This is a genomic window from Helicobacter sp. 23-1046 (assembly GCF_053654635.1).
Map to the genome: position 1 here is coordinate 224897 of NZ_JBSIUS010000001.1, position 21818 is coordinate 246714.

Here is a 21818-nt window from a genome sequence, read left to right on the forward strand (position 1 = left end):
CTTACATTACTCAAATATTGAGAGTTAGGAAGTTTGTGCGTTTTGATTCTTTTTAAGCACAGATTCTAAGGCTAAATCAAGAGACTCCATAGGGTCTAGCTCCGCAGAATCGATTTCATCGAGGGCATTTATAGAATCTTTAAATTCCGATACATTGAGAGGCTTGAAATCTTCCATATTGGTCGCGGGTGTCAAATGTTGCAAATCTGTTTCATCGTAAGGCATTTGATAACCTCCCATATCTCGTGTATAAGATACTCCAACTTGTGTGTTTTGATAAGATTCTTGAGTGTTTTGCAACACATCAATCTCACCACACAAGCTCTCCAAAGTATCGCGGATTCTCGCGTGCTCCTGAGTTTTCCACACATAGGCTTGAAGCAAGTCGAGTATATCGACTGAGCGTCTGCGCCCATTAGTGTAAAAAAAGTTGTATAACTCATTTTTCACACTCAACGGATAGTTTTTAATCGTAAGCGCAAGCAAGCTATTATCCAACAAGATAGGGAGCTCGTCTTCGTATTCGTCCTCGCGCCTAGCGTTGTGTGTGAGAGAATTATACGCACCAGATTCTGTAAAATCACTCATCTAAGACCCTCTTCAATTCTACTAAAAAGCTCTTCGATATTCGTCTTTTGCAAGCCAATACTCTCATAGAGATTTGAGATTTGCTGTTGCTTTGACTCATTTTCTGCACGAAGTTTGCTTACTTCAAGTCGCAAAGATTCTATCTCATCTTTTTGAGAGGCTATTTTACGGAGCATTTGCTCGATTTTCTGTGAAAGCCTATCCATAATTTGAGAATCCATTCTTTGTCCTTAAAGTTTTTTAGTAAAATAGCAAATTATAACACAAGCAATCAATTTTGCAACATAAAGTTTTAATTTTTGTGAGGATATTATGGAAAAGTTTCATTTACAGGCAAGTTTTTCCCCATCAGGCGACCAGCCACAAGCGATACGCAAAATCACGCAAAGTTTCTCACAAGGGGCGCGATATGCCACGCTTTTAGGCGTTACGGGCAGTGGCAAGACATTCACTATGGCAAATATCATCGCCACACTCAATATGCCAACACTCATAATGACGCACAACAAAACCCTTGCAGCCCAGCTTTATAGCGAGTTTAAGGGCTTTTTCCCGCGCAATAAAGTGGAGTATTTCATAAGCCATTTTGATTACTACCAGCCCGAAGCCTACATTCCGCGCAGGGACTTATTTATCGAAAAAGATTCGAGCATAAATGACGATTTGGAGCGATTGCGACTTAGCGCGACTACTTCGCTTCTTGCGTATGATGATGTCATCGTGGTGGCGAGCGTGAGTGCGAACTACGGGCTAGGCAACCCCGCTGAATACCTCACAATGATAGAAAAAATCGAGGTAGGCGAGTCGCGCAATCAAAAAGAGTTTCTCATAAAGCTCGTAGATATGGGCTACACGCGCAATGACACGGCGTTTGAGCGTGGGGAGTTTCGCGTGAGCGGGGAGGTGGTGGATATTTTCCCAGCCTACAATGAGAGCGAGTTTATCCGCATTGAGTTTTTTGGCGATGAGGTGGAGCAAATCGCGGTGTATGAGGCGATAGAGCGACAAAAGCTAAAAGTGCTAGATTCCTTTGTGCTGTATGCGGCAAATCAATTTATAGTCGGGGCAAATCGGCTAAGCGAGGCGATACATAATATCGAAGTGGAGCTTGATTCTCGGCTTTCAGAATTTAAAGCGCAGGGCAAAGAAGTGGAATACCAGCGACTAAAAGGACGCACGGAGTTTGACTTAGAAATGATACGCGAAAGTGGAATCTGCAAAGGCATCGAAAACTACGCAAGACATCTCACGGGGAAAAGGGCAGGGGAGACGCCTTATTGCCTACTAGATTATTTCGAGCAAAAAAACAAGCCCTATTTAGTCATAGTCGATGAGTCCCATGCGAGTTTGCCACAATTTGGCGGAATGTTCGCGGGGGATAGAAGTCGCAAAGAAGTGCTTGTGGAGTATGGATTTCGCCTGCCTAGCGCGCTAGATAATCGCCCGCTAATGTTTGAGGAATTTATCCATAAAGCCCCGCATTTTCTCTTTGTTTCAGCCACGCCCGCACGGCTTGAGATTGAGCTTAGCGGGGCAAATATCGCCGAGCAGATTATCCGCCCCACAGGACTGCTTGACCCGCTTTATGAAGTGCGCGATAGTGGCAATCAAGTGCTTGATTTGCTCGATGAAATAAAAGAGCGTGTAGAGAAAAAACAGCGCGTTTTGATTACCACGCTTACCAAAAAAATGGCAGAAGAGCTGACAAAATATTACAGCGAGCTAGGCATAAAGACGCGCTATATGCACAGCGACATTGATGCTATCGAGCGCAACCACTTGATACGCGCTCTGCGGCTTGGCGAATTTGATGTGCTTGTGGGGATAAATCTTTTGCGTGAGGGGCTTGATTTACCCGAAGTCTCGTTAATTGCGATATTAGACGCGGATAAAGAGGGGTTTTTACGTAGTGAAACAAGCCTTATCCAAACGATGGGGCGGGCAGCACGAAATGTGGAGGGCAAGGTGATTTTATACTCGGCTAAAGATAAAAATGGCAATCTTACTATCACGGGTTCTATGAAGCGAGCGTTTGAAATCACAGACTATCGCAGGGGCAAGCAAGAAGCCTACAACAAAGCGCATAATATCACACCAAAGGGCGTCTCACGCAATGTCGAGCAGGAGCTAAAGATTGAGTCAAGCGGACTATCCCAACTCTATGAATCAGGGCGCAAAAAAGGTGCGAAAATCCCCAAAAGCGAGCGAGAATCTATCATAAAAGAGCTAAAAAAACAAATGCTACAAGCGGCTAAAAATTTAGAATTTGAAGAAGCCGCACGACTACGCGATGAAATCGCACGCATCAAGGCGATGTAGTGGCATTGAGGCTATTTATTGATATTAAACAGCTGATTTTTTGGTAGAATGTTAATCTTAAAGCTATATGTCATTATTAAGGATTAAGGAGCAATGACAATGAATCTATTATCGTTATTTTCGGGTTGCGGTGGAATGGATATAGGATTTGAGGGCGGCTTTGAGTGCCACGCTAAATCCATAAACACAATTTTACATAACGATTGGGTTGATGATTCTATTAGCGGGGGGGGGGGGGAATTGGCTAAAGCTAAAAAAGACAAAATTTAAGACAATTTTTGCAAACGATATAAAACAATCCGCAAAAACCGCTTGGGTAACATATTTTAGCAAGTCCAAACAAAACGCAGATAAAATCTTTTTCACTGAAAGCATCGTAGATTTAGTAAAAGCACATAAAAATGGCGCAAAGATTTTCCCAAATAATATTGACATTCTCACAGGTGGATTTCCCTGTCAAGACTTCTCTATCGCTGGTAAAAGGCTAGGATTTGATTCACAAAAAAATCACAACGGCTCAAAAATAGAAATTGACGCACCGACAAATGAAAACAGAGGGCAACTCTACATTTGGATGCGTGAAGTTATCGCAATCACTCGCCCAAAAATCTTTATTGCTGAAAATGTAAAAGGACTAACGAATCTAAAAAATGCAAAAGAAATCATAGAGAGAGACTTTGCAAATATTTGCAATGGTGGATACATTGTGATTTCTGCAAAGGTGCTACAAGCCGCAGATTATGGTGTGCCACAATCTAGGGAGAGAGTGATATTTTTTGGATTTCAAAAAAATGCGCTAACTAAAAAAGCATTGTCCGCACTCGCACAAAAACATATTCCACTCAAATACGACCCATATCCGCCTCCCACACACGCGCATAAAAGGGTAACCTGCGCCGAAGTGTTAAGCGACTTAAATGAGCCCGAAAACGAGCCTATCGATAAATCACAAATGGCATATTCAAAGGCAAAATATATGGGAGGACATTGTCAAGGGCAAAGTGAAATCAATATGCAATCAGTTGCACCGACAATTAGAGCGGAACATCACGGTAATATCGAATTTAGGCGTTTGAGTGCAGAAAATGGTGGCAAAAATGTAGGCGAACTAGCGCAAGGGCTAAAACAGCGCAGATTAAGCGTGAGAGAATGCGCTAGATTACAAAGTTTTCCCAATGATTATGAATTTATTTTAGATAGCGGTAATAAATTTGGGAGTTTAAGCGCATCAGAGGCATACAAACTCATAGGTAATGCCGTCCCTCCACTTTTGGCATACTATATCGCCAAAAGATTGGAGACAAATTGGGAATTATACTTTGGGGGCAAAAATGATAGTTGCCACAAATAATAAACCTACGATTGATGATTTCGCATCGTTAATGAAAAATGCGGATATTTTGCTAAACATTGAAGCAAAATCTAATAGCAGAATAAAACAATTTGATTGGGAGGATTTAGAAAAATTTGTATGTAAAACGCTTGAAATTTGCGCAAAAAACACAACATTTGAAAATAAAATCACACTAATGTCAGGGAAGTATTTCCCAGATATTGTCGCAGAAAAATACTATGGCATTGAGGTAAAAAGCACCAAAGGCGACCATTGGACTACCACAGGTGGCAGTATTTTAGAGGGCTCTAGAATAGATAGCGTTGAGCGAATCTTTTTGACATTTGGCAAATTAGGTGGCAAATGTGCTGAATTTTTAAGCAGACCTTATGAAGATTGCTTATATGAAATCGCAACAACGCATTATCCACGATACAAAATTGATATGCGACTAGAAAAAGGCAATAGCATATTTGATAAAATGGGAATTTCGTATGATGAATTAAGAAACGACAAAGACCCTATTTTAAAAATATCACGATACTACAAAAAACAACTAAAAGAAGGTGAAAAATTATGGTGGGCATCAAGTGCAGAATCTGAAACAACATCGCCATCAATTTTACGATTTTGGAATAATTTATCAGGCGATGAGAAAAAGGATTTAATGCTAAAAGGTTTGATTTTGTTCCCCGAAGTTGTTGTGGGACAATATAATAATTTTTCAATGTGGTTAGTTGCACAAAAGGGTATTATATGCCCAAATGTGCGGGATTTATTTTCTGCTGGCGGGAAATTTGAGGGACTTCCAGCGGTGTATAAGCGAATACACGAAAATCGTAATCAAATAGAATACATATTACTACAAATAAATGAGGAATCGTTGCTTAATCATTGGGAACAAAGTGATTATAAAAAAAGCAATAAGTTAAGTATATGGATAAATATGATTAGTGGTTACAATAAAGAGCAATCAAAAATAAAGCAAATTCTAAATAATTGGTTTAGTGGCTCTTTAAATTGATAAAAATATATGCAAAAAATCTTAAAAATATTACAAGGTGTTAGAAATCACACTTCTGCGTGATGAGATTGCGAGAATCAAGGCGATGTAGCTATATTGCTTGGATACTTTGCTATGCTTAAATATGAAAAATACCGTCATTGCGAGCGAGCAAGGCTAGCGTGGCAATCTATACACCAAACCTAAACCCCTATGCTATCAAACTCTCTCATCGCGCTTTGTAGGTCGCTTTTTATCATCGTAGCGATTTCACGCGGAGCAGGTAAATCCTCCAAATCCCCCAAACTCTCATCTTTTAGCCAAAAAATATCTAAATTTGCCTTATCCCTTGCCAAAATAGATTCCGCGCTAAATGCCCTAAATCGCTCACTCTCTACGCGCTTAGTAAAATTATCCGCACAAAAGCATTTCTCAAAATCGCTTAAATGCTCCGCACTCAAAGGATTGCTAACCAAACTTAGATTGACATTACTACGCAAGTCATACACCCACACTTTATCCGTGCGCATTCCCTTGCTTAAAGGCTCATATTTGTCAAAAAACAGCACATTTGCCTTAACGCCTTGCGCGTAAAATATCCCTGTGGGCAGACGCAAAATCGTATGCAGATTAAATTCGCTCAAAAGTCTTTTACGCACTTTCTCCCCAGCCCCGCCCTCGAAAAGCACATTATCAGGCAAAACCACCGCAGCTTTGCCACCGATTTTTAGCAGACTCATAATGTGTTGGAGAAAATTAAGCTGTTTGTTGCTAGTCGTAGCTATGAAGTCCTCCCGCGTATATGTCTCACTCTCACGCTTTATGCTCCCATCTTCGCCCATTATTTTGGTGCTAGATTTTTTGCCAAAGGGCGGATTTGTGAGAATCATATCAAAGCGCACATTGCCTAGCTCTAATAGCGAATCGCCCTCTATGACTAATGGGCGTTGTGCTTTATTGCTATCAAACCCCACGCCAAGCCCGTGCAAAAAGAGATTCATAGCGCATAGACTTACCACCAAAGGCGTTATATCCTTGCCATAGAGCTTATCCTCGCGAAGTGTGCGCAAAACCTCGCTATCTTTGCTCTGTGCTTTCATATACGCATAAGCCGCGAGTAAAAATCCGCCCGTCCCACACGCAGGGTCGCACACACTCATTTCGGGCTTTGGGCGCATAAGCCGCACGATACTCTCACATAGCACTCTTGGCGTGAAATACTGCCCCGCCCCAGCCTTTGTCTCTGTGGCGTTTTTTGCCAAAAGTCCCTCATAAATCGCGCCTTTGACATCGACACTAAGCCCTAGCCAAGTCTCCCCATCGACTAGGCTTATAAGTCGTTTGAGTTTGGCGGGTTCGTTGATTTTATTTTGCGCTTTTTGGTAAATCGTGCCGACTATCCCGCTTTGTTTGGAGAGTTCGTTTAAAGCCCTACTATACGCGCTTTCTAGCTCTAAGCCATCAAGCTTTTTTAAAATCTCCCAGCGAAATTCAAGCGGGATTAGCGAAGTTGCGTTAGGATTCACGCTTGCGATTTCACTCTCCATTTTTAAAAACAGCAAGTAGCTAAGTTGCGCCACATAGTCCGTGTAGCTTACGCCACTATCACGCAATATATTTGCATAGTCCCAAACTTTTGCGATTAGATTTTGTGCGTTCATTTGTCGTCCTTTATATGAGTTTGCCCATAAAGGCGGATTTTAGGAGGCTTGATTTGAGTTGCTTTGCGTTTTTTAGCGCGGAGTCTATAAACGCGCTTGTTTTATCCGCGCTACTAAAATGCTTTTCTAAAATCTCTACGATTTGCTTTTGGGTTTGCAAGGGTGGCAGGGGGATAGCAACTTGCTTAACCCTATCAATGCTTAAATTCTTCACGGTCGAGCCTGTGGCTAACTTTGAAAATTCAGCATAAATTTGATTTGAAATCAAGGCGTAATAAGCGTATTCCTCATCAATTAGCTTTTTGATATTTCTAAAAACTACCCAACCATCGTGAATGCAACCTGTCGTTTTCATAATGTAAGGACGCCCAAAACTCATAGAATTTGACAAAATCAAATCTCCAATTTCAACAAACCTTGAATGTTTTTTGCCATCTGGCTTGATTTTTTCAGCTGTCGAATAAATATATTTTGAGACATTTTTGGTATCACCAATTTTTATCCAATTTATGCCGTTTTCATCGTTTGTCAAAAATTGCTTTATAGGGCGTGGCGAACCTCCACGCTCAATCAAAAATATATCCCCAAGCGTTTTAATTTGCCACGATTTTGGGATAGAATCCACCCACCCCCTAGCCCCCTCCGCAAGGGAGGGGGATTTTTTACTATTTGTTTGCATTAGTTTAGCTTCCGTGATTGTAGAGAGAATAATCATAGTCTATACAAACCAAGTAAAAAGTATCTATTTGTCTAAATCCACAAGCGCGGAATTTTTGAGAGCCAAAGCGAAAAGTATCTATTTTGTCGTTTTTTGATTTGCCACATTTATCAATAAAATATGTTTGGATGCACTCCACTTGTATATCTTGCAATGGGAAGTGTTCGTGTCCATATTCTTGTTGTTTTCTTGTCTGATAAATCTCATTCCAAGTTCTTTTGCAAATATAGTGAAAAAGTCCTAATAATGCAGTGTTGAATTTTTTAGAGTTTTGGTTATTTGTTTGTGAGTGTTTTTTGTCTAAACATAAGCCATAATTTGTATTGTCTATTATGGCTTTTTCTAGCGATATAAGGCATTTTTTATTATCAGTCTCTACAAGCCTACGATTTATAGTAGGCTTGTAAGATGATTTTATAATCCTCTTGTTTTTGCCCATTAAACCTCTTCCACATAGTGCTTGAAATACTTTTTCATATCGCTTTGTGGAATCTCGATATTTTTTTTGCCCTCTTTGTAATTATCTCTCCACGGGTCCTCTTGGTGCGTTTTATCGCGCAATCTCCACGCTGAATATTGCCCCATAAGCTGAAAGACATCTTCGATGAGTTCTTTTTCTTTTTTGCCTAGCTTTTTTATCTCATCATCAGGCATTTTGTATTTATTTGTTGGGATAAAATTTGCATTTGGCTTTGGCAATGGTTTTAAGCCTGTATAAACTTCTTTAACCACAGGTCCGTGTTGCCACGCTAAAATTTTTTCATCGAACAAAGGCTTATTATAAAGTGCCAAATAATAACCTTGCGCATAATAAAGCAATTTTTGGATTTTAAGCTTTGATAGGTCGCTTTTTTCTTCGCTGTCTTTGCATTCGTTGTCATTTAGGGTAATAAAATACCTTGCTACTTGCATTGCCTCCATATTCACTCCTTTTGACTTTTTGTGGTGTAATTTTAACAAACTTTTTATTAAGATTTGCGCAACATATCGTCAAATCTATAAAAGCATTATTGCAAAATTGATTGTGTCAAGCAAAATTTAGCCCACATAAATTTTTAACCCTACCCCGCTTTTAGCCTTAACTTGCTTTTAATCCCGCGATGAGTGCCAAATTTAGCTCATCAAGCAAAGGGGCGAAGTTTTCGCCAAAAAGTGCTTTTGCGACAAAGATTCCATTTGTGTCGCCACACGCGTCATTTAGCCCTTGCAAATCATCGCTTGATAGATAAGCATTTGCGATAATGTAGTCTTTTATGTGGGTGAGAAAATCTAGTTGCTCCGCGCTAAACTCTATGCCCTTTTTGATTTGCCGTCCTTTGAAAAGCTCAAAGCGCGAATTTGCCACACCGCCAAAATCTCGCAATTCACTATCAAATCCTAGCTCAAATCGCACAAGTTGGATAAGATTTGTAAGCTTTGATTCGGCATTTTTTAGGTGCTTTACGCGCTCTTTTTGCGTGAGTGCGTAGGCATTCCATAGATTTGCAATCCCTAGCCCTGCAAATTTTAGCTTCTCGTGTAGCTCGTTTATGAGATTTCGCGTCAAATGCCTTTTGGCATAGCTTTGTGCGTAGATGATTTGCAGAGCTTGTAGCTCGTCTTTGTGCGTTGTGAGAAACTCTTTGAAATTTGCGATTTGTTGAAGCGCGTTATCTGTCGAAAATGCGCCTGTGATGACTTCATCTACGCTTATATCATCAATGTAGATAAAGTTTTTACTCGCCATTTCAAGCAAATGTTGGCGCAAAAGCGGGTTGTTAAAGGGCATAAGCGCGGAGTCGCGGATAGATTCTATTTGCGCTTCGCTTTTGCCCTCGCAAAAATCGCTATCAATGCACTCGCTCAAATCCCGCGCTAATTCGCGCAAATCTTTGCCTTTTTTGTCATTTATCGCACTTAAATTTCTTGCTAGTTCATTGTCTTGTGGCGTGGCGTTTAGCGCAAGTTTTGACAAACGATTTGCAAGGCTAGATATAGTGTCCTCATCATTTGCGCCCATTGCGATAGATTCTAGCAATTTTTTAAAGCTCACGCCCTTTTTGCGCTCTAGGGGTGAAGAAATGCTTTTTAGACTTTCTGTTACGCCTACCGCGTCAATGACAAAGAAATGATTTTTGCCATTTGCATTTGGTGTAACTTCTTTTAAGCTATCTTTATTTACTACTCGCACGCCACGCCCTAGCATTTGCTCATAGTAGAGCTTTGATTTCACATCGCGCATAAAGATAAGCACTTCTAGGGGCTTTATATCCGTGCCTGTGGCTATCATATCGACCGTTACGGCTATGCGAAACTTTGGACTTGTGCGAAACTCGGCAATAAGCTCTTTTGGGCTTTGTTTGCCTATGTTGTAAGTGATTTTTTGGCAAAAGTCATTATCAGCGTTAAAGACTTCACGGGCGATGCGGACAATCTCTTCGGCGTGTGCGTCATCTTTGGCAAAAATCAGCGTCTTTGGAATCCACGCTTTATCATTTGCGCGTTCTGGGAAAAGCTGGGTAAAAAGGCTATTTTTGTAGCATTCTAAAATGGTGCGAATCTGATTTAGCGCGACTACGCTTCTATCTAAATCCGCTTTTTTATACTCCAAATCCTCATCTATGCTTTCATAGATGAGCTTTCTTGTGCGTTTGTCGCGCTTTGGCACGGCGAAATGCCCATCACTTGCTTCGATAACTCCGCCATTCTCGCTGATTTTTGTAGCGATGCGGAAAATCTCAAAGCCAACATTTACGCCATCGATTATGCTTTTTTCAAGCGGATATTCGCTCACCATATTTCGCGCGAAAAATCCTAGCGTGTGTTTGCTAGGCGTGGCAGAAAGCCCGATGATAAAGGCATCAAAGTATTCTAGCACTTGTCGCCACTCGCCATAAATGCTTCTATGGCACTCATCTACGATGATAAAGTCAAAAAAATCTATGGGGAAAGTGGGATTGTAGCGAAGCTCTTTTGGTGGCGTGTGCTGTGCTGTGTTGCTATCAAACGCTGAATGCTCTTCATTTGCGCTATCAAACTCTGCCTCACCTTTTAGTAAAGAATAAAGCCGCTGAATCGTGGTAATGACGAGCTTTGAATCCTTGTCAATGTGGTTTGTTTGCAAGTGATTTGTAATGTAGATTTCGCTAAATTTGCGATTGTCATTTGGGAGGCGGAAATTATCAAATTCTTTTTTGGCTTGTTCGCCTAGATTGTTTCTATCCACAAGAAAGAGAATGCGCCCCGCGTTTGCGTGGGTAAAAAGCCTAGCAACAAAATTGCACGCGGTAAAGGTTTTGCCCGCACCCGTTGCCATTTGGATAAGCGCGCGGGGTTTGTTTAGGGACAGGGATTTTTCAAGCGCGGTGATAGCCTCTGCTTGGCAGGGGCGCAAATGCGTAGAATCTAGCGGGATTTGGGGGAGAGTGGTGAGATTTTGTCGCAGGGTGCTTTTAGACTCTAGTTTGTCAAGCAGAGATTTTGGCGTGTGAAAGGCAAAAACACGCCTAGCTCTTTTGCCTTGCGCGTGCGATTCGCGTAAATCAGTGAAAAATATCTCGCCTCCATTGCTCTCATACAAAAACGGCAGGGGATTTGCCCACGCTTTTAGATTTGTCGGTAAATGCGTGGCGTAGTGCTTGCTTTGCGCGTGTGCGCCACTTAATGTCTTGCCCTCTCTTTTTGCCTCGATGACACCGCACACCCTGCCCTCGATAAAAAGTAAGTAGTCTGCCTCGCTCCCATCACTCATCATAAATTCACGCACAGCAACGGCTGAAATGTCCTGCCCTTGTGCTTTGGCAAGGCGGTTAAACTCTGCTTTATCTTGCAGGACAAACCCGCAAGACTCTAGCAACTCATCGATATTTATGCGCGTTTTTGCTTCGTCTTTCATCATCGCTCATAACCCCAATCATTTAGGAATACACTCACATTTTCAACGCGCTATTATAGCATTTGATTTAGGATAAATGCACGCACAAGAATGCTAACACACAAAAGCACCATAGAGCGCAAATACAGGGCGAAAGTGTCTAAACCTCGCTCATTATATCACTTAAAGCCACGCTTGCGAGGTAGGATTCTAGCACTTTTTGCGCATCGGCAAAACGAGAATCTAAAATGCTGTGAATATGCTTGCCAAGCGGGCAGAGCGTGTTAAAGTGTGAAAAATTGCGTGTATATTGTCCCTACTATTAAATAAATTTTCTTATAATGCGCTCCGTGATAAGAATGATTTATCACAACAAATCACAACAAATAAAGGAGAAACTATGTTTGAATTACGAGCATTACCTTACCAAAAAGACGCATTTGGGGACTTCCTAAGCCCTATCACATTTGACTTTCACTATGGCAAGCATCATCAAACTTATGTCAATAATCTTAACAATTTGACTAAGGGCGGCGATTACGAAAATGCCGAGCTTTATGACATTATCAAAAAGTCTAGTGGCGGGGTGTTTAACAACGCTGCGCAGGTGTATAATCACGATTTTTATTGGGATTGTATCACGCCAAAGGGCGATGTGAGTGCGATGAGCGAGGAGCTAAAAGGGGCTTTAAATTCTGAATTTGGTAGCCTTGATGGATTTAGAGAGAAATTTTTGGCTGCCGCCACTACGCTATTTGGCTCTGGGTGGTGCTGGCTCGTGCTTAATGCGCAAAGCAAAAAGCTAGAAATCGTGCAAACAAGCAATGCTGCCACGCCAATCACAGAGGATAAAATCCCGCTACTTGTGGTAGATGTGTGGGAGCACGCGTATTATATCGACCATAAAAACGCGCGCCCTGCGTATTTGGAAAAATACTTCGCGCATATAAATTGGGGCTTTGTCTCTAAGGCGTATGAATGGGCGCAAAAAGAGGGCGTAAGCTCGGTTAGATTTTATATAAACGAGTTGCATAAAAAGTAGCGAGAAGTGCTCAATGCACTTTGTTTATATAAGTTTTTAGATTCCGCATTTTAGCGGAATCTTTGTGATGTAAAGTTGTTGTAAAAACTTTGCAATAGCTAGATTTATTAAGTTAGTTATACTTGTCGCAACCTTCTTGATTTCCTAAATCACACGCCTTGCCATAGAGTTCCCGTGCGAGTTGAGGATTTGTTCTTGTGCCATAGCCAAAGAGATACATATCCCCAAGAAATACACAACCCACACCATATCCTAAATCACAGGACTTTTTCATATATTTGAGTGCTTGTGCGTAGTTTTGTTCCACGCCTTTACCCTTGCCAAATACTCCACGCCCTTTTAAGAAAATCCGTCCTAATGTAACACAACAATGGGTTTGCCAACCTATATTTTGGGCTTTTTCACAATTTTGTGTTAAATAGTTTATGATTCTCATATCGCCTGTCTTATAATGCAAATCTATAAAATCTCTTTCTCGAAAAGGTATGTTTTTGCACTCATCACCTTCCATATTGTTTATGATACATTCTTTTGCCTTTGCGAGTCGTTCGGGATTATCGTATTGATGCAAATCGTTGGCATAGCTTAGGCCTAGCATTACTAATAAAAGACTTAAAAAAAGTTTAATGTGGTTCATTTAATCTCCTTTGAAAGTTTATGGACAGAGATAAAAATTTGCTTCTTGATGGTATCTACTGACGCTATAAGAGTTCGTTATAGGTGTGTTTGATTGTGTGGTAGCACTGCCATAGGCATAATTACCATTAGAACCATAGGCTTGTGCATTCGTAGTGGAATAAGTAGGCACAAAAGTCGTATAAGTGCCACTTACTGTGTTTAAGTATTCACTAAATGCAACAGAAAAATTTGCACCTACTTTTTTGGCAGCCTTTTTTATTTTTATATTAGCTTCCTTTTCTAGTGAACCCTCAAAAGCAGAACCTCCTATATAGAGACAATCATAAAGTATTTGTAGTGAGGCAACATACATTATGTATTCTGTGGCATTTGCTGCTTGTATAGAGCGAAACTCATTTGTTGGGTAATCACCACTAGATTTTAGTTTGGCTACTTGGGCGGGTGTTAGTGTTGGTTTATAAAACTTTATAAAGGCATTATCTGCGCAGCTACATAACCAAAATCCTATACTTACCAAAAATATCCCAAAGATTCTATGTCGTGTCATCTTTGTCCCCTTAGATTATTTAATGTTTTGGTTGCTAAATCCCTGTATTGTTTTTCCACTTTAGTGGAGTTTTGTATATTTTCTAAAGCCTCTATATGTTTATTTGCTTCAACAATCTTAAAGGCAATATTAAGACGAAAATCTTTGGTCGTAATTGTGCTGTTTTTAAAGTTTTGTTCAACATTGGCAATGAGTGTGGCTTTATCAATAGCCCCTTGCTTGTATTTGATAACGGGCTCAATACTGCACGCTATAAATCCCTTACCAGCACGCCGTAAGTATTTATGAAGTTCTTGTCTTGTCATATTTTCTCCTTAAATCTTTGATTTTTTGCAAAAAATCCATAGGTTTATAGACTTACATAAGTAATTCTACCCCCCCCCCTACTTAAACTTTGCTTAAATGAAATATCAAAGAGCAAATAGGAGAATCTTAAATCATCATAAAAGCTATGTTGGCGATAGTTAGGGTTTTATGCGTGGTGATTCTTAGGCTTTAAGGCGCGGATTTTGTATGGAGAATTGTTATGGGCAGAGATAAAATAATGCGCCGTTGCGCGGGATATTACCACTTGCAGAAGTGCTCCTAGAGACATATTCACCATAAGTGATATAGTAGTTCGCGCCGACTTTTTGGGCGAGTTGTCTTGGAGATTCTATATGGTTTGTGATGAAGTTTAGTCGCTCCATTCTTTGGAATTCTGTGCTTCCTATGCACACACAACCATAAATGTTGATGAGGGATTTATGAAGTGCTTGTGCTTGCAAAACATTTAATCCAATTTGAGAATCTAGCTTATTAGGATAGTTTGCGTTGTTTTTGAGTTTTTTAATTTTTTTCTCCGAGATGAGGGGTTTATAATGTCTTGTGTATAAATCAATGGGCTTGCTCCCAGCACAGCCCCACAGCACAAGGTTTGCTAACAATCCAAAATAGAGAGTGAGTTTTTGCAGTATTTGTGCCATTGTTACTCTTTAGGCAAGAAATGAAAGAGTGTGATTTCACTCTCGCTTAGCACGCGCATAGGTGGTCCCCAATAGCCTGTCCCTTGATTGATGTAGAGCGAAGTATTTTGGTTGATTTTAGCTAAGCCTTTGAGATAGGGCTGCTGAAGCAACACAAGCAATGAAAATGGGAAAATCTGCCCGCCGTGCGTATGCCCGCTAAGGATAAGCGCGACATTTTGTGTGAGTTCTGGGCGTTGATTTTCAAGGGTTAAAAATTCCTCGATTATTTTTGGTTGATGAGAGAGTAGGATTATGGGCGGGCATTGATTTGCCTCGTGCATTGCATTTTGTGGGCAATGACTTAACTCAAGCGTTTCTTTTAGCTTTGGTGGGAGATTATAAGGGGTGAAAGCCTCTCTTGTGCCTACTAAATCAGCAATTCCAGCGATAACAATCTCATTGCTGCCAGCGCGTATAGCCTCACTCTCATTGATAAGCAGATGGAATCCCAAACTTTGTAGTTTGGCGATGATGTTTTGCAAATCGTGGAAATACTCGTGATTCCCTAGTGCGTAATACACGCCATATTGTGCCTGAAGATTCCCAAGTTCATTTACAGCACTCTCTACTAAGTGAAGTTTGGAATCAATAATATCCCCCGTCAAAAAAACTATATCAGGTTGCAACGCATTCACGCGCTCCACTATTGAGCGCACACGCGTAGAATCCATTAGCCCGCCAATATGTACATCGCTGAGTTGCACAGCTTTAAGCGGAGTTTTTAATCCATTTATGACAAATGGCACTTCATACACCACAGGCTCTTTTGCCCCGCCAATAAGCCCGATGATGATAAACACGATAGCCAAGATTCCGCACGCACGCTTGAGGTTGTAGCGCATTTTTGCGCGCTTTGATTTGTCCTTTATCGCGTAGATGAAAAGCGAACAGATTTGATATATAAGTGTGATAATGGTGAGACAAAAGGCAACACCAATGCTAAGAGAGAGGAGTAAAAATAAGGCTTGAGAGGGCGGGTCTTTATGCAGGAGTGCGAAATACGCCGCACAACCGATAAAATTAAGCCAAATAAACACGAGCCAAAATGCCTTAAAAAGTGTAGTCGTGGCAAAAGACTTGAAAAGGACTTTATAAATGTAAAAATGCAGTAGCCCAAACACTGCCACCGACATAAGTGGAAAAAGATAATTTTGCATTTGGAAAAGTTGAACTTTTGCTTCCATAATAACTCCTATTTTTGTGGGATAAACGGTCTGCCAATCTTACTAAAATCAATCAAATCTTGCACGGTTTGGATAGAATCTGGAATGCACAAAGAGGCAATTTTAAACACTTCAAGCGCAGTGAGTGCGTCAGCATAAGCGCGGTGGCTTATTGGCGTGTTGATTCCCAAAAAAGTGTTTAAAAAACTAAGCGAATAGCGCGGAGAGAGGATACACTGCTTAGCTAAATCAATGGTGCAAAGTTTGGGACATAATAATCCTGCGATTGCGTTTTGCTGGAAGCTAAAGTCCAAAAAGTTATAATCAAACCCCACATTATGTGCGACAAAAATACAATCTTGCAAAAAAAGTCGAAATTTTTCTAACACTTCTTTTTGACTCGGGGCGTTTGCTAAATCTTTAGTATAAATGCCTGTGAGCGTGCTAATCTCATCTGGCACACTAGGCGCATAGACATAGCTTTCAAATGTATTGATAATCACGCCATTTTGGTATTGTATCGCGCCAATTTCGATAATTTGAGAATCTTTTGGTTTCGCACCTGTAGTCTCAATATCCACAAAGCAAAATTTCGCCTCACGCCAATGTATAAGGCGCGTGCCAAGCGCAAAACTATCATCAAGTTCAACAAATGGGAATCCATAGGCTTTAAGGATTTCTAATTGCGTATCCACATCGCTAAGCAATCCCGCACACTGCGCCACATATTGCCTAAATGCGTCTTTTTGCATAGGAGCGGAGTGAAGCTTTTCTAAAAGGGGGGCAAATGTCGCCATTTATGAGATTTTGCTCCCATTTTTACGCGCAGATTCTATCCCAAGCAGACTTAATCCACTTTCATCACCACAGCTTAAAATCATTCCCTCGCTTAGTAGCCCCATAATTTTGGCGGGTTTGAGGTTTGCCACCACGCATACTTGTTTGCCAATAAGGTTTTGTGGTTCATAAAACTTTGCGATTCCACTGAGAATCTGGCGTGGCTTTTCCTCGCCTAAGTCAATGAGGAATTTTAAGAGTTTTTCGCTTTTTTCTACGCGCTCGCATTCTAGCACTTCGCCTACGCGAATATCAAGTTTTTGAAACTCCCCAATGCTAATGAGATTGTCTGTGGCTTGGCTTTGAGATTGCGAATGTTTGGAATCTTTAGCACTTTTAGTGTTAGATTCTTGGTCTTTTGCTTCGATTCTAGGGAAGAGCGGCGGGATTTTAGTGATAGTGATTGCATTGATAAATTCACTTTGCAGGACAAAACTCGTAAAATTTTGTGCGTTAATATCCATATTAAGCGCGCTAGCAATCTTTTGCGCAGTTTTTGGCATTACAGGATAGAGGCATAGCGCGACTTTAAATAAGATATTACCAAGCAAGACGAGCAAAGCCTCCACTTTGTGAGATTCATTGTTTTTCATCATTTTCCACGGCTCATAAAGGCTAATTACGCTATTTCCAAGACTTAATATTTCCCAAAGCGATTCAAGGGCTTTGTGGGGTTGCATTTGACTCATAAAATTTTCATATTGCTCTAGGGCTTGGGTGATTTTTTTGCACTCTTTTGGGTAGAGTTCTTGTGTCGCAGTGCTTGTGAGGCTAAGGGAGAAATATTTTTCGCTCATACCAATAAGGCGATTGAGTAAATTGCCTATATCGTTGCTTAAATCCGAGTTAATGCGCTCAATCATCGCCCTTTGGCTAAAATCACCATCTTGCCCAAAAGGCACTTCGCGCACCAAAAAATAGCGCACAGATTCTAATCCATAGGCATTTATCATATCACGCGGATTGATGACATTGCCAATGCTTTTACTCATCTTCACGCCCTCCACGGTCCACCATCCGTGCGCGTAGATTCTCTTTGGCAATGGGAGCTCTAAGCTCATCAAAAATGCCAACCAATAAATAGTGTGGAATCGCAAAATATCCTTACCCACGATATGTGTGGCATTATCCCATAATTCCTTTTTAAAATCCTCGCTTCCATAGCCAATCGCGCTAATATAGCTAAGGAGCGCATCAAGCCACACATACATAATGTGCGCATTATCATTGATACTTGGCGGGAGCTTTATCCCCCAATCAAAACTTGTGCGCGTGATAGACAAATCAACTAACCCAGATTCTACAAATTTCACCACTTCATTGAGACGATACTTTGGCGCGATAGAATCTGCATTGTCTGCATACCATTGTAAAAGGCGGTCTTGGTATTTGCTAAGAGCAAAAAAGTAACTTTCCTCTTTGATTGTAGTTGTTGGCTTACCGCAATCTGGGCATTTTTGCTCGATGACTTGGTGCTTGGTGAAGTGCGTCTCACACGAAACGCAATACCAGCCCTCATATTCCCCCTTGTAGATGTCGCCTTTTTGATACATTTTTTCAAAGGCTTTTTGCACGGCAAGGCAATGCTTAGAATCTGTGGTGCGCACGAAGCAATCAAAGCCTATTTCTAACTCACGCCAAAGGGTGTAAAACTCCTTGCTTATGGAATCGACATATTCTTGTGGTGCGAGATTGTGCTTTTTGGCTGATTGCTCTATCTTTTGTCCGTGTTCATCTGTGCCTGTAAGCAAAAACACATCTTCGCCGTGCAGGGTTTTGTATTTTTTTAACATATCGCACAGGATAGTCGTGTAGGCGTGCCCAATATGGGCTATGTCATTTACATAATAAATCGGTGTGGTGATATAGCTTTTCATTACAATCCTTTAATTAAAATCAAAACTTCCATCTTGCCCTTTATTCATACTATCATACACGGCTTTGACATATTCGGTGCGTTTAGGACAACCTATGAATTTTTCGCAAGGCATACAAGAATCTACATTATGCTCGCTTTGGCACGATTGCAAACTAGCGATTTTTTTTTCTAAATTGATTGCAAACATATCTTTATCTTGCAGGGCGTTGCTTTGAATCTCTTGCATTTAGCACTCCTTGTTGTAAGTTTGCTTGACTTGGGCGATTTCTTCTTTGCTCCCTAAAAAGCACGCCGTAGTATCGTGGATATGCTCTACTTCAAGCTCTAAGATTCTCTTTGTGCCACCTTTATCAGTGGCTGCAAGTGCTTCTCCACCAGCCTTTTCATAGATAAAAGCAAAGGGAAAAACCTCAAAGAGTTTGCGTAGCTTTCCTTTAGGTGCGTCATTTGTCGCGGGATAGCTAAAAAGCCCGCCACCTTTAATAAGAATCTGATGCAAATCAGGCACCATACCGCCAGAGTAGCGCAAGCGATACCCTTGAGAGAAAAGAGAGGCAATAAGTGCTCTGTGCTTCTCACTCCAATGTTGTTGTGTGCCACCGGGTGCGTTGATTTTGCCTTTGTTTTGTAGTTTTAGCTCGCCGAGCTTTTCCCAGACTTTTCCATTATGACGGTAATGCACTACTTTATCTTTGGCAAAGACAGCTTCTAATCGCGGACCATAAAGGATATAGCCACTTGCTACTAAGCCACTAGCACACAAGCAACCATCATAGATTCCAAAAATGCTTCCAACACTTAGATTGCTATCAATAAGCGAAGAGCCATCAAGTGGGTCATAGGCTACACTAAGATGTGTCGCATCATTAGTGTCTTTTAACTTGCCTAATGGAATGGAATCTAGCGAGGCATTGGCATTTGCCTCTATGGCTTGCTTGAGTGCATCTTTATGCACGATTGCTTGCTTTTCTTCACTGCATACGGATTTTATACAATCTAGTGCTAAAAGTTTTTTTTCGATGAGTTTGTCTGCTTCCACATCGACTTCTAATTGTGTATCGCCACTAGAGTTTTGAGAACTAAGATACTTTGTAGATGGGTTTTTTAGCATTGTATCAATCACACACGCACATTCTTTAAACACCTCAAATATAGAATCTATCATCGCACAACCTTTGTCCTGTAATAAAGTGTAATATTTTTTGCGATTGTAACAAAAAGAGGCTTAAAGATTCTATAAATTTACTTCAATTCACAAGCTATGCGTAAAATGCGCTCATCGCTTTGCATATTAAAGAAACTAAATTCCTCGCCACTTTGTCTTTGCCCACTTAGTAAATCTCCACTACTGCGATATTGGAGGTCTAATTCGGCGATTTCAAAGCCATTGAGTGTTTGGCAAAATTGCTCTAATCGCTCAGTATTGTTTGAATTGGTGTATAAAAAACAATAGCCTTTCAAGCCATTACGGCTCACTCGCCCGCGTAGTTGGTGCAATGTCGCTAATCCAAGTCGCTCTGGTGCCACGATGACAATGGTGCTTAGCCTTGGCAGTGAGATTCCCACTTCTACCACCGTGGTTGCAAGTAATATAGTGCCATTTTTAGCAAAGTTTTCGAGCACTTCTTCTTTTTGCTTGTCCTTGCCCGAAGTTACAAACACTCCATCAAAATGCTTACGCCAAAAGTCTTGTCCTTGCGAGAGTGAAAGATAATCAATATGCTCACTTTCCTCTACTAGCGGATAGATGATAAGTGCTTGATTGCCTTTGGTTATTTCTGCTTTCAAATGTGCGATAAGTGCGCCAAAATGTGTCTTTGTGATAATTGTTGATTGAATGTCCTTTTTAAATGGTAAATCTTTAATGGTGCTAAAATCGATAAATTGCGCGTTTATCATAGCCATTGTGCGTGGGATTGGTGTGGCTGAAAACTGCAGAGAATGCGGTCGTGTAGCATTTTGTGCGTAATCCTCTCCACTAAACATTTTTTCTAGTGCGTGCCGTTGTTTTGTGCCAAAGCGGTGCTGCTCATCACTCATCACTAAGGCAAAATTTCCAAAATCAAATTCTCTATATAAAATCGCCTGTGTGCCAACGATAAAATGCGCTTGATTGGAATCTTCTTGCATAAAAGGCAATAATATTTCATCATTTTCTTGCGTGCTTGTTTTTGTGTCTTTTTTCCCCTCTTTGGTTTGTGCGGTTACAAGTGCGATATTTACGCTATTTGGCAAGAGTCTTTTTGCTTCATTGTAGAGTTGCTTTGCCAAAATGCTTGTTGGTGCCATTAGAATGCTTTTTTTAGGATACGCCATCATTACGGCACTTAAGATGACAATAGTTTTCCCACAGCCTACATCGCCCATTATAAGGCGTCTACAAGCCTTTGGTTGAGCCAAATCGTGCGCGATAGCTTGGATTGCTTGCTGTTGTCCATTTGTGAGCGTGAAAGGGAGGGATTGAATGAAACTTTGATACTGCCCATTGCAGAGGAAATTTGCATTGCAATGAAGCTTTTTCTTACGCAAACGCAGAGTGTAATACACGATTTCGCTTAATTTTATAGAATCTAAATATTCTCCAAAGAGCCCACCATTGCTTTTAAACTGCTCGACAAACACATCACTTGGAGCGAAAATTTCGCAGATTCTCTGTGCGTATGGAGGGTTAATCCCACAAGAGATGAGGTTTTGCTCGCTAATAAAACATTTGGCAAGGGCTTGCAAAATTTTTGCTTTTTGTGGTGTGGCTTTAAACTTCATCGCTACTTCACCAAAGTTCGTAACTATGCGTGGTTGAATGATTGAAAAAAATCCTTGCTTTTCTTCAACCTTGCCATAGATTACGCATTGCTTCCCCTCGCTAAATTGCGCGCTCATAAATGGCTTTGGGTGAAAAATAATAAGTGAAAGCACTTGATTAAAATCACTTGCAATCGCACTTACGCGCAGAAAAGTTTTTTTGCCAAAGCCACCTTTGGTGCTTTGTGTTATTTGTATATGAAGAGTGCCAAGCGCACCATTATGCAAACGAGGCAAAAGTCGCCTATCCTCATAGCCTTTTGGTGGATTTAGGAGTAGTTCATAGAGATTGTGTATGTGGTTTTTTTGTGCGTTTTCTAAAAGTTTTTTTATCGCCCGTGTGTCTTTAAGTGTGGAATCGAGAGCGATATTTGGCGTTAGATTCTCAAATCGTGCATTGGTTAAAAAATCCACTTTTGTATTCCAA

23 protein-coding genes are annotated in these 21818 nt (G+C 40.8%); 6 read left to right on the forward strand and 17 right to left on the reverse strand.

The genetic code is table 11. The features are described from left to right. Nucleotides 1-24 precede the first annotated feature (24 nt). Nucleotides 25-588 carry a hypothetical protein gene (locus ACWIUJ_RS01090; RefSeq protein ID WP_454152438.1) on the reverse strand — a complete coding sequence of 188 codons (564 nt, stop codon included), beginning with the start codon at nucleotides 586-588 and terminating at the stop codon, nucleotides 25-27. Further along, complete coding sequence (locus tag ACWIUJ_RS01095; RefSeq protein WP_454152439.1) at nucleotides 585-809, reverse strand: hypothetical protein; 225 nt, start codon at nucleotides 807-809, stop codon at nucleotides 585-587. Before ACWIUJ_RS01095 ends, ACWIUJ_RS01090 begins: the two co-directional genes overlap by 4 nt. Nucleotides 810-900: 91 nt before the next feature. On the opposite strand from ACWIUJ_RS01095, the gene uvrB reads away from it, so the two are divergent. From uvrB to ACWIUJ_RS01115, 4 genes are all read left to right on the forward strand, one after another. Continuing rightward, nucleotides 901-2907 (forward strand): excinuclease ABC subunit UvrB, encoded by a 2007-nt coding sequence (gene uvrB, locus ACWIUJ_RS01100; RefSeq protein ID WP_454168391.1) that lies wholly within the window; start codon nucleotides 901-903, stop codon nucleotides 2905-2907. A 99-nt stretch (nucleotides 2908-3006) separates the two neighbouring features. Next, nucleotides 3007-3177 (forward strand): hypothetical protein, encoded by a 171-nt coding sequence (locus tag ACWIUJ_RS01105; protein ID WP_454152445.1) that lies wholly within the window; start codon nucleotides 3007-3009, stop codon nucleotides 3175-3177. Continuing rightward, nucleotides 3119-4258 carry a DNA cytosine methyltransferase gene (locus ACWIUJ_RS01110; protein WP_454168393.1) on the forward strand — a complete coding sequence of 380 codons (1140 nt, stop codon included), beginning with the start codon at nucleotides 3119-3121 and terminating at the stop codon, nucleotides 4256-4258. The genes ACWIUJ_RS01105 and ACWIUJ_RS01110 overlap by 59 nt, the downstream gene beginning before the upstream one ends. Next, nucleotides 4239-5264: a hypothetical protein gene (locus ACWIUJ_RS01115; RefSeq protein ID WP_454168395.1), complete on the forward strand. Its 1026-nt coding sequence runs from the start codon at nucleotides 4239-4241 to the stop codon at nucleotides 5262-5264. The genes ACWIUJ_RS01110 and ACWIUJ_RS01115 overlap by 20 nt, the downstream gene beginning before the upstream one ends. Before the next feature lie 182 nt (nucleotides 5265-5446). Here the strand turns inward: ACWIUJ_RS01115 and ACWIUJ_RS01120 are convergent, their stop codons facing one another. From ACWIUJ_RS01120 to ACWIUJ_RS01140, 5 genes are all read right to left on the reverse strand, one after another. Then, on the reverse strand, nucleotides 5447-6904 hold the full coding sequence (locus ACWIUJ_RS01120) for a type I restriction-modification system subunit M (RefSeq protein WP_454168397.1): 1458 nt from the start codon (nucleotides 6902-6904) through the stop codon (nucleotides 5447-5449). 10 nt (nucleotides 6905-6914) lie between these two features. Continuing rightward, the gene (locus ACWIUJ_RS01125; protein WP_454168398.1) at nucleotides 6915-7583 is read right to left on the reverse strand and encodes a restriction endonuclease subunit S; all 669 of its coding nucleotides are present in this window, start codon (nucleotides 7581-7583) and stop codon (nucleotides 6915-6917) included. A gap of 4 nt (nucleotides 7584-7587) precedes the next feature. After that, on the reverse strand, nucleotides 7588-8061 hold the full coding sequence (locus ACWIUJ_RS01130) for a hypothetical protein (protein ID WP_454168400.1): 474 nt from the start codon (nucleotides 8059-8061) through the stop codon (nucleotides 7588-7590). Further along, nucleotides 8061-8543, reverse strand: coding sequence for a Panacea domain-containing protein (locus tag ACWIUJ_RS01135; RefSeq protein WP_454168402.1), 483 nt, complete (start codon nucleotides 8541-8543; stop codon nucleotides 8061-8063). The genes ACWIUJ_RS01130 and ACWIUJ_RS01135 overlap by 1 nt, the downstream gene beginning before the upstream one ends. 157 nt (nucleotides 8544-8700) lie before the next feature. After that, a complete protein-coding gene (locus tag ACWIUJ_RS01140; protein WP_454168404.1) occupies nucleotides 8701-11496 on the reverse strand; it encodes a type I restriction endonuclease subunit R in 2796 nt (931 codons plus the stop codon). A gap of 90 nt (nucleotides 11497-11586) precedes the next feature. Between ACWIUJ_RS01140 and ACWIUJ_RS01145 the strand changes: the two genes are divergently transcribed. After that, on the forward strand, nucleotides 11587-11763 hold the full coding sequence (locus tag ACWIUJ_RS01145; protein ID WP_454168405.1) for a hypothetical protein: 177 nt from the start codon (nucleotides 11587-11589) through the stop codon (nucleotides 11761-11763). A 112-nt stretch (nucleotides 11764-11875) separates the two neighbouring features. Beyond that, nucleotides 11876-12517 carry a superoxide dismutase gene (locus tag ACWIUJ_RS01150; RefSeq protein WP_454168407.1) on the forward strand — a complete coding sequence of 214 codons (642 nt, stop codon included), beginning with the start codon at nucleotides 11876-11878 and terminating at the stop codon, nucleotides 12515-12517. A 112-nt stretch (nucleotides 12518-12629) separates the two neighbouring features. Here the strand turns inward: ACWIUJ_RS01150 and ACWIUJ_RS01155 are convergent, their stop codons facing one another. The 10 genes from ACWIUJ_RS01155 to recG all read right to left on the reverse strand — a co-directional run bounded on the left by ACWIUJ_RS01155 (nucleotide 12630) and on the right by recG (nucleotide 21805). Next, nucleotides 12630-13154 (reverse strand): tetratricopeptide repeat protein, encoded by a 525-nt coding sequence (locus ACWIUJ_RS01155; RefSeq protein WP_454168409.1) that lies wholly within the window; start codon nucleotides 13152-13154, stop codon nucleotides 12630-12632. 18 nt (nucleotides 13155-13172) lie between these two features. Beyond that, nucleotides 13173-13703 (reverse strand): hypothetical protein, encoded by a 531-nt coding sequence (locus tag ACWIUJ_RS01160; RefSeq protein WP_454168411.1) that lies wholly within the window; start codon nucleotides 13701-13703, stop codon nucleotides 13173-13175. Further along, on the reverse strand, nucleotides 13700-14008 hold the full coding sequence (locus tag ACWIUJ_RS01165; RefSeq protein ID WP_454168412.1) for a hypothetical protein: 309 nt from the start codon (nucleotides 14006-14008) through the stop codon (nucleotides 13700-13702). Before ACWIUJ_RS01165 ends, ACWIUJ_RS01160 begins: the two co-directional genes overlap by 4 nt. Nucleotides 14009-14227: 219 nt before the next feature. Continuing rightward, on the reverse strand, nucleotides 14228-14668 hold the full coding sequence (locus ACWIUJ_RS01170) for a hypothetical protein (protein ID WP_454168414.1): 441 nt from the start codon (nucleotides 14666-14668) through the stop codon (nucleotides 14228-14230). A gap of 2 nt (nucleotides 14669-14670) precedes the next feature. Then, a complete protein-coding gene (locus ACWIUJ_RS01175) occupies nucleotides 14671-15894 on the reverse strand; it encodes a metallophosphoesterase (protein WP_454168415.1) in 1224 nt (407 codons plus the stop codon). Between the two features lie 8 nt (nucleotides 15895-15902). Continuing rightward, entirely contained in the window at nucleotides 15903-16670 is a 768-nt protein-coding gene (locus tag ACWIUJ_RS01180) for a 3'-5' exonuclease (protein ID WP_454168417.1), read from the reverse strand. Further along, complete coding sequence (gene metG / locus ACWIUJ_RS01185; RefSeq protein ID WP_454168419.1) at nucleotides 16671-18587, reverse strand: methionine--tRNA ligase; 1917 nt, start codon at nucleotides 18585-18587, stop codon at nucleotides 16671-16673. 9 nt (nucleotides 18588-18596) lie between these two features. Continuing rightward, nucleotides 18597-18815, reverse strand: a complete 219-nt coding sequence (locus tag ACWIUJ_RS01190; protein WP_454152456.1) for a hypothetical protein — start codon at nucleotides 18813-18815, stop codon at nucleotides 18597-18599. Next, complete coding sequence (locus ACWIUJ_RS01195; RefSeq protein ID WP_454168421.1) at nucleotides 18816-19754, reverse strand: class 1 fructose-bisphosphatase; 939 nt, start codon at nucleotides 19752-19754, stop codon at nucleotides 18816-18818. Between the two features lie 77 nt (nucleotides 19755-19831). Beyond that, complete coding sequence (gene recG / locus ACWIUJ_RS01200; protein ID WP_454168423.1) at nucleotides 19832-21805, reverse strand: ATP-dependent DNA helicase RecG; 1974 nt, start codon at nucleotides 21803-21805, stop codon at nucleotides 19832-19834. Nucleotides 21806-21818 lie beyond the last annotated feature (13 nt).